The organism is Streptomyces sp. PTL18 (assembly GCF_059510295.1).
The window spans coordinates 98,306-111,343 of record NZ_JCAJZO010000002.1; the positions used below are offsets into that span (position 1 = coordinate 98,306).

The following is a 13,038-nucleotide window of genomic DNA, read 5'->3' on the forward strand; positions in this document are numbered from 1 at the left end:
GCGTCAGCCGAGCGGTCTCATGGCCGCGGACCAGATGCCGTAGGGGGCGCCGTCGTTCGGCGTGCCGGCGACTCCCTCCAGCGGCAGTGGTTCGAGGCTCTTGGACAGGTCCATGCGGTAGACGACCACCGCGGTGGACACGGACCGGGCCGTGCCGACATACCAGGAGGCCCTGTCGTCCCGGGTGGTTCCGGCCTTGCCCGCTACCTGGGCGGAGGCGGGCGCCGCGCCCGGGTGGGCGGCACGGAAGGAGTCCGTGAGCGCGTCGGTGACCTCTCCGGCCACCTGCGCGCCCACCGCACGGCGGGTTTCGGGCGCGGTCAGGGGCACGGTGGCGCCGTTGCGGGTGATGCGCCGCACCGAGTAGGGCTCGGTGTGCGTGCCGCCCGCGGCGAACGTGGTGTATCCGCTCGCCATCCGGATCGCGCTCGGCGTGGAGCTGCCCAGGGACAGCGCGGGGATCTGTGCGCCGATGCTGTCGGACAGCAGCCCGGCCGCCTCCGCCGTCTGGCGCACCTTGTCCAGGCCGGTGTCCATGCCGAGTTGCATGAACGGCGTGTTCACGGACTGGGCCAGGGCCCGGCGCAGGGTGATGCGCCCGTAGGACCTGTTTCCGTCGTTGTGCGCGGAGACCACCTTGCCGCTGCGGTCCCAGTACGGCCCCTCGGGGGTGGTGACCGGGATGTTGTCGCGGCCGTCGTAGACCGAGTCCGGGGTGACCGGGGTCGCCGGCCCGCCGCGCGTCTTGCGGACGCCGTGTTCCAGGCCGGCGGCGTAGACGAACGGCAGGAACGCCGAACCGGCCGGGACGGTGGCCGCGTTGGACTCGTTGTAGCCCTGGGTGCGGTGGTCGGGGCCGCCGTAGACGGCCAGGATCCGGCCGTCGGTGGCCACCGAGGCGGCGCCGAAGTGGGCGGTCCGTACCGCGTCCGGGTGGTCCTTCCGCGCCTGCTTGCGGGCTTTGCTGACGGCGTCGGTGAGCGTGGTCTCCCGCCTGCGGTCGAAGGTGGTGTAGATCTGATAGCCGCCCAGGTCGAACTGCTGGTCGGAGATGTGCGCGGCCTTCTTGGCGTAACTCGACGCCAACTCCACCAGGTAGTCGCTCTGCTGACCGGTGTCGTAGAGCGGGTTCTGCCTGAGCGGCTCGGGGAAGGTCGTGTACTTGGCCCGCTCGGCCTTCGACAGTTTGCCGATCTTGACCATCCGGTCGAGGATCCACTTCCAGCGCTCGACGGCCCGGTGGTGGTTGGCCTTGCCGAGGGTGGGGTCGTAGAGGCCGGCACCCTTGAGGAGGGAGGCGAGGAAGGCGGCCTGGCTGGCGTTGAGCTGGGTCACGTCCTTGCCGTAGTAGGCCTGGGAGGCGCGCTGGATGCCGTAGGTTCCGCGGCCGAACCAGCTGGTGTTGAGGTATCCCTCGAGGATGTCGTCCTTGCTCATCCTGTTGTCGAGCTTGAGGGCGATCATCGCCTCGGTGAATTTGCGGCCGATGGTCTGGTTCTGCGTCAGGTAGACGTTCTTCACATACTGCTGGGTGATCGTGGAACCGCCCGCGGTGTACCCCTCGCCCACGGTCTGCCACAGGGCGCGGGTGATGCCCCGCAGGGATATGCCGGGGTCCGAGTAGAAGGTCTCGTTCTCCGCGGCGAGCACGGCCCAGCGGACGTCCTGGGGTATGTCCTTCAGCGGCATGTCCTGTCGCTGCACCCAGCCGGTACGGGCCATGGGAGTGCCGTCGGACCAGAAGTAGACGTTGTCCTGCTGGGTGGCGTACGAGTTGAGATTGTCCGGTATATCCGTGACGGCGTAGGCGACGACCAGGAACACACCGCTCAGACCGAACGAGGTGAGCACGGCACCGAGCCACTGCCGCCAGGAGGGCACCCAGCGGCGCCAGCCGACGCGGCCCGGTCGCGGGTAGACGGGCCTGAGTTTGCGGGCGTACGGGGCCAACCGCCGGGCGTACGGGGCCAACCGCCGGGCATACGGGGCCAACCGCCGGGCGTACGGGGCCAGTGTGCGGGTGTACCGCATCAGGGACGAGGTGACACGAGTGAGGGCGGGGGGGCGTGCGGCCTTGCGCCGCGCGCTCCGGGTGCGGGGTGCCTCCGGCGGGCGCGGCATCCGGAGTTGCATGGTCTCGTCCGGCGCCGGGGGTGCGACGACCTTCAACTGCACGGTCTCGTCGGGCGCCGGAGGCGCGACGGCCTTCAACTGCACGGTCTCGTCCGGCGCCGGGGGCCTGACGCCCTCCGACTGCGCCACCGCGTCCGGCTCTGAAGGCCTTCCGGCCGACTGCGCCACCGCGTCCGGCACCGAAGGCCTCCCGCCCTTCGACTGCGCCGCCCCGTCCGGCGCGGAGGACCTGTCGGCCTCCGACCGTGCCCTCCCGTCCGGCACCGAAGGCGTCCCGGCCTTCAGCTCCATGGTGAACTCCGGGTCGAACGACGCCCCGGCCTTCAACTGCATGGTGACGTCAGGGTCGAAGGGCGCCTCCGATCGGTCGCCGGCCCCGGTGCGGCGCTCCGTACGACGGTCCGGACGGCCGCCGTCCCGGCTAGCCACGGCACCTCCCGGTGTGCGGACGGCCCCGGTAAGGCCTGCCATCCATTCCAAGCCATGCCTCGGTCACGACTGCGTCTCCCTCCGCACTCGGAATTGCACGCGCGGGTAGATGCAGCGGCCGGACATACGACAACGAGCCCCCCTCCCCGACACCTTGCGGCTCATCGCGGCTTCCTCAAATTATCAGCGACCCTTGTCATGCCCTCGATCGAGAACCGGCCAGTGGGTGGTCGCGGAGAGAATATTAAGGAGATCTTGAGGAGATCGCGCGGCATTCACGAAGCAACGTGGGTGATCGGAAGTCCTGTGATCGCCGGTGGGCGCCCGTTAGCCTGTGCACATGCCACGCTATGAGTACCGCTGCCGTACCTGCGGCGACACGTTCGAACTGAGCCGTCCGATGGCGGACTCCTCCGCCCCCGCGAACTGCCCGCAGGGCCACGGCGACACGGTGAAGCTGCTGTCCACGGTGGCGGTGGGCGGCACGGCCTCCGCTCCGGCACCGGCACCGCGGGCGGGCGGCGGCGGAGGCGGCGGCTGCTGCGGCGGGGGCTGCTGCGGGTGAGACGGCCCGGCTTCGGTCGCTGCGGGTGAGACGCCGTCAGCGGCGGCGGGCCAGGATCAGGCCGTCCGCGATGGACAGCAGCACGCTGTCCACCCGGTCATCCGCCTGCACACGGGCGTTGAAGTCCCGGATCGCCCCGGCGGACCCGGTCGCGTCCGGGTCCGCCACACCGCCGTGGTGGAGGACGTCGTCGACCACCAGCAGGCCGCCGGGCCGCATCCGGGGCACCAGTTCGTCCCAGTAGGCGAGGTAGTTGTCCTTGTCCGCGTCGATGAACGCCATGTCGATATGCGGCTCGGCCGGCAGCCCCCGCAGCGTGTCGAGCGCGGGGGCGGTCCGCGGCTCGATCCGGTCCGCCACGCCCGCCTGCTGCCACGCCGCCCGCGCATGCCGCGTCCACTCCTCGGAGACGTCGCAGGTCAGCAGCGTCCCGCCGGGCGGTAGTGCCTGCGCCATGGACAGCGCCGACAGCCCCGTGAAGGTCCCGACCCCCACGATCCGGCGGGCCCCGGTCAGCCGCACCAGAAAGGCCAGAAGCGACCCCTGCTCCTCGGCGACCTGCTTGCCGGTCACCAGCGGCAACCGGGTGTGCGTGACGTCGACGAGCATCCGCTGCACCGGATCCAGCGGCGGGTTGTGGCCGAGCATGTACGCGTACAGCTCGTCCGTCAGCGGCGTCCCGTTCTCCTTGGCCACCGGCCCTCCTCGAACCCGGCGTGTGAGCGCGCTGCACGCTCCACTCCACCGTAGCTTCGAGGACCGCCGGTCACGCCTCCTCGGCCGCCTTCAGGAACTCCCGCAGGATCCGTTCCCCGGCCACCACGCCCCGCTCCGGCAGCGCGCCGATCCCGGGGGCCGTCCAGCCGGTGTCGGCCAGTTCGCCGTGGCCCGGGCGCCAGCCGCGGTCCGCGGCGAGCAGCAGGTCGGCGTCCAGCAGTGAGTCCCCGGCCGCCAGCGTCAGCGCGGCCCCGGTGCGACGGGCGATCTCCCGCACGGCCGCGCTCTTGGTGAGCGGCTGGGGAACGGCGTAGATCTTGCGGCCCTGCAGCGACACCGTCCAGCCGCGGTTCTCCGCCCAGACGGCGAGTTCCTTCACCCACTCCTCGGGCAGCAGCTCCCGCTCGACGACGAGGTAGGCGAACAGGTCCTCGGCGACCCGGTGCTTGCGTACCCAGACCGGGTCGGCGGTGGTCGTCAGATGGTCCCGCACCTCGGCCAGCGGCGCGCACTCGTCCGCCAGCCGGGCCAGCACCGCGGCGTGCCAGTCGAGGTCGGTGACGCCGTCGACGAGCAGGTGCCCGCCGTTCGCGCAGATCGCGTACGCCGGGGTGGGGCCCGGCAGGTTGATGCGCTGGTACTGCTTGCGGGTACGGGTCGTGGTGGGTACGAACACCGCGCGGTCGCCGAGGTCGGTGAGCAGACCGGCGGCGGTCTCGGTCATGTACGACAGCGGCCTGCTCTCGTGCACCTCCACACACAGCAGCCGGGGCGCGCGGGCGTCCGGCATGGTCAGTGCGAGCGCCGCGGAGGAGTAGATCAGGGTGCGGTCGAGGTCGCTGGCGACCAGGACGGGGCTCATCCGGCCACCTTCCTGCCGTCGGCGCCGGTCGCGCCCCGCGTGTACTCGGGGTGGATCAGTCCCACGCAGGTGTACGGCAGCCCCTCGACCTCCTCCACCGGCACGCCCCGCTGCACGGCGAGCAGCCGCACATGGTCGAGGTCCGCACCGGCGCCGGCCCGGGCCAGGATCTTCCACGGCACCCGGCGCAGCAGCACCCGCGTGGTCTCGCCGACGCCCGGCTTGACCAGGTTCACGTCGTGGATGCCGTACTCCTCGCTGATGCGCTCCACGGCCGCCCAGCCCTCCCAGGTCGGTGTGCGGTCACCGCCGAGCAGCTCCTTGGCCTGCAGATCGACCACCTCCTCCACCTCGGTGAAGCGGGCCGAGACGGCGTCGAGGAAGGCCACCGAGACATCGGCTTCCGCCAGCTCGCGGTAGAACTTCGCACCGTGGTAGTCGTGCGGCCCGACCAGGTCGGCGCGCAGCACCGTGCGCGAGATCAGGCCGGAGACCGTCGAGTTGAGACAGGCGGACGGGATGAGGAAGTCCTCCCGGGTGCCGTAGGTCCGTACGCACGAGCCCGGGTCGGCGAGCACCGCGACCTCCGGGTCGAAGCCGGTGACGCCGTCGGACGCCTCGAACTCCCTGATCGCTGCGGCGAGTTCACGGGTGATGGCGCCCTTTCCGGTCCAGCCGTCGACGAAGACGACGTCGCTGGGGTCGTACCGGTCGGCGAGGTAGCGCAGGGCGTTGGCGTCGATGCCGCGGCCGCGCACGATGGACACCGCGTAGTGCGGCAGGTCCAGGCCGTGCCGGTGCTGCGCCCAGCGGCGCATGAGGACCCCGACGGGGGTGCCGGCGCGGGCGAGGGAGACCAGGACGGGACGGGGCGACCGTTCGGCGAGGACCGTCTCGGTGACCACGCCGACGGCCTGGGCGAGGCGGGCGGCCGAGGCCTCGAGGGCCGCGTGGAACAGCTCCTGGTACTGCCGGCTCGGCTGGTACTCCAGCGGCAGCGACTCCGCGTAGTGCGCGCCGCCGCTCTGGATGGCCTCCTCGCGCTCCTCGGTCGGCGCCTCCAGGGTGACGTCCGAGAGGTCCTGGAGCAGCCAGCCCACCTCGTCGTGCGCGTACGAGGAGAAGGCGGGGCCGCGGAGGGGCTCGGGCAGCATGGCTGGCCTTTCGGGGACGTGCTGGGGCGCGGGGACGTACGACGGCACCACCGCGAGCAGGACGTGCGGGGTGTGCGCGGCGAGCCGGTCCAGGAGGCCGCCGGGGGCGTGCAGTTCCGGCGTGTCGGCCACGGAGTCGACGACCGTGACGACGGCGTCGAAGCCGGCGTCCGCGACGTTGTAGGCGTAGCGCTCGCCGGGGCCGTCGGCCGGGCCGTCGTGCGCGGGGAACACGATGCGGGTGCGTATCGCGTAGCCGGGGTCGTCGACCGCGAGGACGGGGGAACGGGTGGTGGTGGAGTAGCGGACCTCGGCGGCGTCCAGGACGTCCTCCAGCTCGCGGGCGAGCCGGAGCGGCGCGTACATCAGCTCCTCGAAGCCGAGGACGAGGACACGGCGGGCCTCCGGGGGAAGTGCCCGTGCGATCCGCGCCGCCATCGCGGGCAGTGCGCGCTCCAGACGCGAGCGGTGCTCGGGGGTGAAACCGTGCCGTCCGCCGTCGGGCAGCCCGCGGGGCCAGCCGAGGTCGACGCGGGTGATCGTCCCGTGGGCCCCTTCGTGCCGCACGGGCGTCTCGTGCCGGGCGACCAGCGCCTGCCCCTTCTCCAGGACCCCCTCCGGCAGCTTCACCGTGCCCGAGGCGGTGGCCACCAGGTCCACACGGGCGCCGATCTCCCGGGCGAAGTCCTCGAGCCGGCCGAGATCGGCGGGCGAGCGCAGGTCGACCAGGGCGACGACGACGTACCGCGTACGCGGATACCGCTCGTGCAGGTCGCGGATCGTGTTCATCACGGTGTTGCCGGTGGAGAACTCGTCGTCGACCAGGACGAGCGGGCCGTCGCCCGCCAGCAGCGCCGGGTCCTCGGGGAGCAGCAGATGCGAGGTGGCGTGGGAGTGGGACTCCTCGAAGCCGCCGGCGCGGGTGACGCCCGCGACGGGGCGGCGGGTGGAGTGCAGACAGGGCACGGCGCCGAGGCCGTCCGCGACCGAGTGGCCGAGTCCGGTGGCCGTCTCCGCGTACCCGAGGACGACCGCGCGGTCGGCCTCGGCCTCGCCCAGCAGGTCCCGCACCCGGCGGCCGAGCGCCATCCCGTGGCCGTGGACGGCGGACGGGGACTGCGGGACGTGCTTGCCCAGCACGTTGGAGACGAGCAGGTGCGACCGCTTGGGGTTGCGGCGCAGCGCGAGCCCCAGCAGCTCCTTCAGCCGCTCGTCTCCGAGGAGTTCGACCCCGAGCCGCTCGGCGACCCAGCTCCCGGACCAGACCACGTTCTCCCTCGGTTCCCTCACACCTGTCACTGCGGCAGCCCGGCGGCCAGCAGTTCCACGAAGCCCACGTTCTCGTTGCCGACGCCGAAGACCTCGGCGCGCTGCAGGGTGCGCTCGGCCCAGGCGCGGTGCGGCTTCACCTCGTTCATCTTGTTGGTGTACGCCGAGCGCAGCACACCGCCGCCGAGGCGCTCGGGCCGCAGGATGTCCTGGGCGTCGCTGTACTCCTCATGGCTGACGACCGACAGCGCGTGCACCGGCATCACGTGGGAGGGATGGATGCAGGTCTTGCCGAGCAGGCCGTTGGCGCGGTCGAGGGCGATCTCGCGCAGCAGCCCGTCCATGTCGTGCTCGATCAGCGATTCACGCAGCTCCTCGACATGCCCCTCCAGGAAGGGGCTGCGGCGCAGCTGCGGCTTGAACATGCGCTCCTGGACCCGGAAGTACTCCCACACCGGTCCGGTCACCGTGAAGCCGGTGCCGTCGGCGCGGCCGAGGACGTTGACCACGTCGGCGATCACCGAGGCGACGATCTGGACGTCGTAGGCGGTCATGTCGGGTGCCCGGCGCAGGCCGTAGGAGGAGCAGAAGTCGGTGACGCCGAGGCGCAGCGCGAGGACGCGGTCGCGCCACTTGTCGACCGTGCGGAAGATCCCCTCCAGGGTCTCCCGGCGCGACTCCAGGTAGAGCAGGTCGGGCGACTCCAGGACGGGCATCGCGAACAGGCGGCGCCCGCTGGCGGCCTCGGCCGCGGTGAGCGCCTCCAGGAAGGGGACGCCGCGTTCCTCGGTGAACTTCGGCAGCACGAATCCGGACAGCAGCCGGACGGCCGGGCCGAGCCGGGCGACCAGGTCGGGGACCTGCTCGGGGAAGCGGACGCGGATGAACAGCAGCGGCAGTTCGGCGTCGCCCCGCGAGGCGAGGTCGGTGAACTGCCGGACCAGGTTCTCCTCCGCGGGCACGACGTCCGCGTCGTCGATGGAGTCCTCCAGGCACAGCACCATGGAGACGACACCGCGGCCCGCCTGCCTGATCACGTCGTCGGCCAGGTGGGGGCGGGTCGCCGGGCTGTAGAGGGTGGCGCCGAGGGCCGCCGCGAGAACCGGGGCGGGCGAGTCGGCGGTGAAGACGGCCGGCTCACGGTGGAACAGGCGCTGCCGCTCCTCAGGGGCGATGTGCCCGAAATGACGCATATGACTCCCCCGTGCTGCAGGACTGCCCGAAAAGACGTGGCCGGTAATAGTACGTAGAACTCCATGTCATGAGTTCCCCCCGGGCATGAAGTTCAGGTAACCCGGCTGTGGCGACGGCACCGCGGACAGCATACGGAGGGATGGCCCCCGCATTGTCGTGACCAGGACGGAGAGGGCAGGATGACGGCATGACGCACGCGATGGTGAAGGGGTCGAACGTACTGCTGGAGGCCACAGCGGTACGGGCGGTGCTGCGCTGGGCGCCGGGCCAGGGCGTCCCCGAGGTCGACGCCTCGGCGCTGTTGCTGGGTTCCGACGGTCGCGTGCGGTCCGACGAGGACTTCGTCTTCTACAACCAGCCCCGGCATCCGTCCGGAAAGGTACGGCTGCTCGGGAAGAAGCGGGAGTCGGACGGGCTCACCGACACGATCCAGACGGATCTGGCGGGCGTCGAGCCCGGAGTGGGGCGGATCCTGCTGGTCGCCTCGGCGGACGAGGTGCCCTTCGACCGGGTGCGGGGGCTGCGGATCCTGCTGTACGACGCGGGGGTGCTGGAAGGGGAGCCGCTGGCGCACTTCGACATCAAGCCGGAGACGGGCGCGGAGACGGCGCTGATCTGCGGTGAGCTGTACCGGCGGGGGGAGAGCTGGAAGTTCCGGGCGCTGGGTGAGGGGTACAGCAACGGGCTGAAGGGCCTCGCGAACGACTTCGGCATCTCGGTGGACGACTCGGAGGAGGCGGCGTCGCCCGCCGCGCCGGAGGTGCCTGCTTCCGCACCGGAGGCGCCGGTGCCGCCGGAGCGGCCGGTGGGGGCGTCTGCGGCGTACGGGTATCCGGCGGAGGCGGCCACTGCGGCCGCGCCCGCGACCGCGCCCGCGCAGCCCGCTTACGGGTATCCACAGCCGGCCTACGGGTATCCGCAGACGGCGCCGGTGCCCGCGTACGGGTATCCGCAGACGGCTGTGCCGGTGCCGGACCCCGACTTCCGGCTGCCGCCGCAGGGGCCGCAGTTCATCGGACGCCAGGGGTAGGAGGCACCGGAGGCACGACCGCCCGCGGCCGGGTCACGCCTTGGTCTTGTAGCCCCGGCCCCACTGCAGGCCCCAGCCGTACAGGCGGTCCAGTTCTGCCTGGAAGCCGTAGACGAACCGCACCTCTCGGCGGACGACGAGCTCGCCCTTGACGTTCTCGATGAGGACGACCGCGCAGGAGCGGGCCTGGGGATGGCGTTCGTCGAGTCCGATCTCGATGCGGGGGCCGCTGCTGGGATAGAGCGTGACGTGGGCGTGCGTACGGTCGAACGCCGGCGTCTGGTCGTAGATGTAGACGAAGATCAGCAGACGCTTGAAGTCGTCCCGGTGGTCGAGGTTGACGAAGATCGTCTCACCGGAACCGGACCCGAACCGGTCGTCGCCGCTGAGCTTGATGTACGGCGGGTCGTTGAGCTCCCCGAAGAAGCCGCCCAGCGGCTGCACCACGCCCTTCGTGCCGTCGCTCAGCTCGTACATGCACCCCAGGTCGAGGTCGACGTTGACCATGCTCTGGGTGTGCGCCTGCACCACATCGGGGGTGAAGAAGCGCAGCGGGTTGCGGAGCAGGCCGCCGCGCTCCGGGCCGCCGATGTCGGACGTCCGCATCCGCCATGACAGGTTGATGCGCAGGTTGCCGGTCGCCGCGCCCTGCCTGGTGAGCGAGACCCGGTGGTGCCGCTTGGTCAGTTCGATCGCGTTGGTCGCCGCGCTGCCCGAGTCGAAGTCCGTAGCCCGTCCGCGCCACACACCGTCCCAGAAGCCCATGCCCGCCCCCTCACCCACACGTTCCACAGGTCCCACAGCCGCGGAGCGGCCGCCGAGGACGCCTCCCCGCGACCGCCCCGCCCAGAGCGTTCCTCTCCCCGCGTGCCCTCACACCCCGGACGAGACCTCAGTCTTCTCGTCCGAGGCCGTCGCTTTTCCCCCGGCCGCGGCGAGCGCGCGGTTGCGGCGCACGGAGGACCAGAAGGACGCGGCGATCAGGACGACGCCGACGAGGCCGGTGACCACCTCGTTGATCTCGTACCGGATGGTGACCATGAGGATCACGGCGAGCGCGCCGATCGCGTAGTGGGCGCCGTGCTCCAGGTAGACGTAGTCGTCGAGGGTGCCCTGGCGGACCAGGTAGACCGTCAGCGACCGCACGTACATCGCGCCGATGCCGAGGCCGAGCGCCATCAGGACGATGTCGTTGGTGATGGCGAACGCGCCGATCACGCCGTCGAAGGAGAAGGACGCGTCCAGCACCTCCAGGTAGAGGAACATGAAGAACGCGGCCTTGCCGGCCAGCATCACCGCGGAGCGCGGCCTGCCGCTGCGGGCGGCCTCTTCCTCCTCCTCGTGCTCCCGCTCCTCCTCTTCCTCCAGGCGGTCCTCGAAGAAGCCGGACAGACCGCCCACGATCATGTAGGTGATCAGGCCGGCGATGCCGGAGACGAGCACCGTCTGCGCCTTGTCGACGTGCGCGCCACCGTGCTGGTGGGCGTGGACGGCGAAGGTCATCGAGGTGATCAGCAGGACGATCAGCGAGATGCAGACCGACAGCATGTCGACCTTGCCCAGCTTGGCGAGCGGGCGCTCGATCCAGCGCAGCCACTGGATGTCCCGGTCCTCGAAGATGAAGTCGAGGAAGATCATCAGCAGGAACATACCGCCGAACGCCGCGATCGCCGGGTGGGCGTCGGTGACGAGCTGCTGGTACTGGTCCTTGTCGGTCAATGCGAGATTGACGGCGTCTATGGGGCTCTTCTTCGCGGTGACGGCGACGATGACGACGGGGAAGACCAGTCGCATGCCGAAGACCGCGATCAGTACGCCGACCGTGAGGAAGATCTTCTGCCAGAAGGCGTTCATCTTCTTCAGGATTCCGGCGTTGACCACCGCGTTGTCGAAGGACAGCGAGATCTCGAGGATGGAGAGGATCGCCACGATGCCGAAGGCGGTCCACCCCCCATAGAGGACCGCCAGGGCCAAGCCGATCGCGGTGACCACGAACGACCAGCCGAAGGTTTTCAGAAGCACTGGCTACCCAATCCGTATGTGTACGGGGCTACCCGTCGCCGTACCCGGCTTTGCCCAACGTTGACCACAGAGTTTAGAGGGATCCCGGTCCGGCCGGGACATGCGGTCCAGCCGGACCGGAACACCGCAGGTCGGGGAGGGTAAGACCGGGGGTGCACGCAGTGGACGGCTCCTTTACGAAACGTTCACTCCGAAGTCCAGAGCGATGCCGCGCAGGCCGGACGCGTACCCCTGACCCACGGCGCGGAACTTCCATTCGCCGCCGTAGCGGTACACCTCGCCGAAGATCATGGCCGTTTCGGTGGAGGCGTCCTCGCTGAGGTCGTAGCGAGCGAGCTCCTGGCCGTCGGCCTGGTTGACGACGCGGATGAAGGCGTTGCTGACCTGCCCGAACGTCTGGCCGCGTTCGTCGGCGAGGTGGATGGAGACCGGGAAGACGATCTTGTCGCACTGGGGCGGGACCTTGGCGAGGTCCACCAGGATGGTCTCGTCGTCGCCCTCGCCCTCACCCGTGAGGTTGTCGCCGGTGTGCTCGACGGAGCCGTCGGGGCTCTTGAGCTGGTTGTAGAAGACGAACCAGTCGTCACCGAGGACCCGTCCGCCGCTGCACAGCAGTGCGCTGGCATCGAGGTCGAAGGGGGCTCCGGTGGTGGAGCGCGCGTCCCAGCCGAGCCCGATCATCACGTGCGTGAGGTTCGGTGCGGCTTTGGAGAGGGAGACGTTGCCTCCCTTGGCGAGCGTGACGCCCATGGTGCTTGTTCCTCCCCGAGTACTTTTTCGTCCCGGGAGCGGAGACCCCCGGTGGTCGTGGTTTCTCCCCCGGCGGTTCGAGGGAAACCCCTGGCGGCCGGGGCCGGCGCCGGCGCGGCCGCCGGGAGGCCCGCTGACGTACCCGGGGGCTTCCGGTGCCCGGGGGGTGGGCTCCGCCGTTCGGCGGTGCGAACCTCCCCCGAGCCATCCGAGCAGGGGGCACCCGCGCGGGCTCCGCGCCGTGCGGCGCGGAGCCCGTGGGCAGCCGCGCCGACGTCAGACGTTGACGCCGAAGTCCTGGGCGATGCCGCGCAGGCCCGAGGCGTAGCCCTGGCCGATGGCGCGGAACTTCCACTCGGCGCCATGGCGGTACAGCTCGCCGAACACCATGGCGGTCTCCGTGGAGGCGTCCTCGCTCAGGTCGTACCGCGCGATCTCCTGCTGGTTGGCCTGGTTCACCACGCGGATGAACGCGTTGCGCACCTGGCCGAAGGACTGCTGGCGGTTCTCGGCGTCGTAGATCGACACCGGGAAGACGATCTTGTCGACATCCGCCGGCACCGCCGCGAGGTTGACCTTGATCGCCTCGTCGTCGCCCTCGCCCTCACCCGTGAGGTTGTCTCCGGTGTGCTCGACGGAGCCGTCGGGGCTCTTGAGGTTGTTGAAGAACACGAAGTGCTGGTCGCTGACCACCTTGCCCGACGAGTTCAGCAGCAGAGCGCTGGCGTCCAGGTCGAAGTCGGTGCCGGTGGTGGTGCGGACGTCCCAGCCGAGTCCGACGAGGACCGCGGTCAGACCGGGGGCCTCCTTGGTCAGCGATACGTTGCCGCCCTTGCTCAGGCTGACTCCCACGAGTCCCTCCATTGGTGTCCAGGGGCGGGGAGCCCCGTCGTGCGATGTACCGGATCAACGA

11 protein-coding genes are annotated in these 13,038 nt (G+C 70.7%); 2 read left to right on the forward strand and 9 right to left on the reverse strand.

The annotated features are described in order from the left end of the window. Positions 1-3: 3 nt before the first annotated feature. Positions 4-2,133 carry a transglycosylase domain-containing protein gene (locus AC5WS8_RS04875; protein ID WP_496102411.1) on the reverse strand — a complete coding sequence of 710 codons (2,130 nt, stop codon included), beginning with the start codon at positions 2,131-2,133 and terminating at the stop codon, positions 4-6. A 769-nt stretch (positions 2,134-2,902) separates the two neighbouring features. Between AC5WS8_RS04875 and AC5WS8_RS04880 the strand changes: the two genes are divergently transcribed. Continuing rightward, positions 2,903-3,127 carry an FmdB family zinc ribbon protein gene (locus AC5WS8_RS04880; RefSeq protein ID WP_496102028.1) on the forward strand — a complete coding sequence of 75 codons (225 nt, stop codon included), beginning with the start codon at positions 2,903-2,905 and terminating at the stop codon, positions 3,125-3,127. Between the two features lie 36 nt (positions 3,128-3,163). Here AC5WS8_RS04880 and AC5WS8_RS04885 read toward each other — a convergent pair whose 3' ends face one another. From AC5WS8_RS04885 to AC5WS8_RS04900, 4 genes are all read right to left on the reverse strand, one after another. After that, positions 3,164-3,823, reverse strand: a complete 660-nt coding sequence (locus tag AC5WS8_RS04885) for an O-methyltransferase (RefSeq protein ID WP_496102029.1) — start codon at positions 3,821-3,823, stop codon at positions 3,164-3,166. Positions 3,824-3,893: 70 nt separating this feature from the next. Beyond that, positions 3,894-4,706 carry an HAD family hydrolase gene (locus tag AC5WS8_RS04890; protein WP_496102030.1) on the reverse strand — a complete coding sequence of 271 codons (813 nt, stop codon included), beginning with the start codon at positions 4,704-4,706 and terminating at the stop codon, positions 3,894-3,896. Continuing rightward, a complete protein-coding gene (locus tag AC5WS8_RS04895) occupies positions 4,703-7,150 on the reverse strand; it encodes a phosphoribosyltransferase (RefSeq protein WP_496102031.1) in 2,448 nt (815 codons plus the stop codon). Before AC5WS8_RS04895 ends, AC5WS8_RS04890 begins: the two co-directional genes overlap by 4 nt. 5 nt (positions 7,151-7,155) lie before the next feature. Then, complete coding sequence (locus AC5WS8_RS04900; protein ID WP_496102032.1) at positions 7,156-8,322, reverse strand: HpcH/HpaI aldolase/citrate lyase family protein; 1,167 nt, start codon at positions 8,320-8,322, stop codon at positions 7,156-7,158. A gap of 188 nt (positions 8,323-8,510) precedes the next feature. Here AC5WS8_RS04900 and AC5WS8_RS04905 point away from each other — a divergent pair, with 188 nt between their 5' ends. Continuing rightward, on the forward strand, positions 8,511-9,353 hold the full coding sequence (locus tag AC5WS8_RS04905; RefSeq protein ID WP_496102033.1) for a TerD family protein: 843 nt from the start codon (positions 8,511-8,513) through the stop codon (positions 9,351-9,353). Between the two features lie 33 nt (positions 9,354-9,386). On the opposite strand, the gene AC5WS8_RS04910 is transcribed toward AC5WS8_RS04905, so the two are convergent. The 4 genes from AC5WS8_RS04910 to AC5WS8_RS04925 form a co-directional block, all read right to left on the reverse strand. Next, a complete protein-coding gene (locus AC5WS8_RS04910) occupies positions 9,387-10,118 on the reverse strand; it encodes a TerD family protein (protein ID WP_496102034.1) in 732 nt (243 codons plus the stop codon). A gap of 108 nt (positions 10,119-10,226) precedes the next feature. After that, positions 10,227-11,375, reverse strand: a complete 1,149-nt coding sequence (locus AC5WS8_RS04915; protein ID WP_496102035.1) for a DUF475 domain-containing protein — start codon at positions 11,373-11,375, stop codon at positions 10,227-10,229. Between the two features lie 174 nt (positions 11,376-11,549). Continuing rightward, a complete protein-coding gene (locus AC5WS8_RS04920) occupies positions 11,550-12,125 on the reverse strand; it encodes a TerD family protein (protein WP_496102036.1) in 576 nt (191 codons plus the stop codon). 276 nt (positions 12,126-12,401) lie between these two features. Next, the gene (locus AC5WS8_RS04925; RefSeq protein ID WP_388572957.1) at positions 12,402-12,977 is read right to left on the reverse strand and encodes a TerD family protein; all 576 of its coding nucleotides are present in this window, start codon (positions 12,975-12,977) and stop codon (positions 12,402-12,404) included. Between the last annotated feature and the right edge of the window lie 61 nt (positions 12,978-13,038).

What these genes read in the sequence shown, in the direction of transcription:
- AC5WS8_RS04875 (WP_496102411.1), bottom strand. Translation starts at nt 2,133, where the DNA reads ATGCAACTCCGGATGCCGCGCCCGCCGGAGGCACCCCGCACCCGGAGC.
- AC5WS8_RS04880 (WP_496102028.1), top strand. Translation starts at nt 2,903, where the DNA reads ATGCCACGCTATGAGTACCGCTGCCGTACCTGCGGCGACACGTTCGAA.
- AC5WS8_RS04890 (WP_496102030.1), bottom strand. Translation starts at nt 4,706, where the DNA reads ATGAGCCCCGTCCTGGTCGCCAGCGACCTCGACCGCACCCTGATCTAC.
- AC5WS8_RS04900 (WP_496102032.1), bottom strand. Translation starts at nt 8,322, where the DNA reads ATGCGTCATTTCGGGCACATCGCCCCTGAGGAGCGGCAGCGCCTGTTC.
- AC5WS8_RS04905 (WP_496102033.1), top strand. Translation starts at nt 8,511, where the DNA reads ATGACGCACGCGATGGTGAAGGGGTCGAACGTACTGCTGGAGGCCACA.
- AC5WS8_RS04910 (WP_496102034.1), bottom strand. Translation starts at nt 10,118, where the DNA reads ATGGGCTTCTGGGACGGTGTGTGGCGCGGACGGGCTACGGACTTCGAC.
- AC5WS8_RS04920 (WP_496102036.1), bottom strand. Translation starts at nt 12,125, where the DNA reads ATGGGCGTCACGCTCGCCAAGGGAGGCAACGTCTCCCTCTCCAAAGCC.